Genomic DNA, 1,716 nt, shown 5'->3' on the forward strand with positions numbered 1-1,716 from the left:
CGATCGCGATATTGTGGATATTATCATCAGTCAAGCTGTACATTTGCGCCCGCTGAAACTCACTCATTTTGCCATGCGGTGATAGCATAAAGACTTCGACGTTTTCTTTACCGCGTAGGGCGTATTCCGCTGCACTACCTGTATCGCCACTGGTTGCACCAATAATGGTGATACGTGCCTCTTTTCTTTTAAGGACATATTCAAAGGCATTGCCCAAGAACTGCATAGCCACGTCTTTAAATGCCAACGTTGGACCGTTTGATAATCCTAAAATGTATAAGTTGTCTTCAAGCTTGCGGACAGGCACGATATCGTCACTACCAAAAACGTCAGCGGTATATGTGCGATCAATAATGTCTTTTAGATCCGCATAAGGAATGTCTGTAGCAAAACGCTGCATAATCGCGAGTGCCAGCTCTGGATAGCTCAGGGTACGCCACTCATCAAGCACAGCGCTATCAATCGTTGGATAATGCTCAGGCAACATCAAACCACCATCTGGCGCAAGACCCATTAATAGCACATCACTAAAGTCCATCGGTGCTGTCTGACCACGAGTACTGATATATTTCATTAGATTGTCCTGTCTACAATAATGTTATTCAATAGTTAAAAGTGATTTATTCAGCAGTCTTCTGCAACAGCGCATAATAAAAACCATCACCGCTCTCGATATCAATCGGCAAGCACTGACGACCGATGGTTTGGGCGATGCCCCAATTGCAATCGTCGGTAAACTCAATCGCTACCGCATCATTATGATGACTGATAAAGTCCTGCATTTGCTCGACGTTTTCTTGCTTTAAGATAGAGCATGTGACGTACAGTAGATAACCGCCCGCTTTGAGTTGTGGCCATAAGTTATGCAAAATATCGGCTTGCAGCAATGCCGTTTGCTCGATGTCTTCTTCGGTACGCAAGATACTGATATCAGGATGACGACGAATCACGCCCGTCGCAGTACAAGGAGAATCCAATAATATCGCATCAAATACTGGCTCATTGGTGGCGGCTTTTTTATTTTTGCCATGCTGCCATCTGGTGGCATCAGCGCAGATAACGTTAAGGGCGATATTTTTCTCAGCTTGCTCTAAATCTTGCTGTTTTAGATTGAGACGCTGTAAATTGTCATAAATACGTTCGATGCGCGGTGCTTCGTTATCGATAGCCGTTAGCTTAATTTTAGACACTGGCGAAGTTGCTTCTGCATCGTCTTGTTTCACGTGAAACAACGATGAAGCGTCATTTGAGCTGAGTAACTCTAACCAATGAGCCAGCTTGCCACCAGGCGCAGCACAAGCATCTAGAATATGTATCTCGTTATTCGTATTTTCCGTATCAGATTTTTCAGCGCTGAGTTTCGCCATTAACGCTTTATTGATGATAGGTGCCGCAAGCTGAGCATGCATATCTTGCACGCTAGCGATGCCTTCAGCAAAATGTGGCAAAGCATTGACAGCGGTAGTCTGATGCAGTCTTAAGCCTTTGGTCGATAGTGTTGTAGTAGTCTCTGACGAGTTTGCTACGTTAAAACCAGTCGTTAGCTCAACGATATCTGTATCAATTTCTGCGCCGTACAGTGACTGTTGATAATCCTCTACTGGAGTAGCTGCCGAGTTGACTCGTAAAAACATCGGTGCCGCTTGGCGTAAGCCTTGGGTCAGCGCATCGTACTGCTCACTCCAATCTTGCTTAAGCTGATAGGCAAGCCAATTC

2 protein-coding genes are annotated in these 1,716 nt (G+C 45.0%); both read right to left on the bottom strand.

The annotated features are described in order from the left end of the window. Nucleotides 1-574, bottom strand: a 574-nt coding sequence (locus ACS8FC_RS13995) for a PALP domain-containing protein (RefSeq protein WP_459112958.1), incomplete at its 3' end; no start/stop codon positions are given. Nucleotides 575-620: 46 nt separating this feature from the next. After that, nucleotides 621-1,716: 16S rRNA (cytosine(967)-C(5))-methyltransferase (locus ACS8FC_RS14000; RefSeq protein ID WP_439297205.1), on the bottom strand; the 1,096-nt coding region annotated here is incomplete at its 5' end.

The organism is Psychrobacter sp. 1Y4, assembly GCF_051847555.1.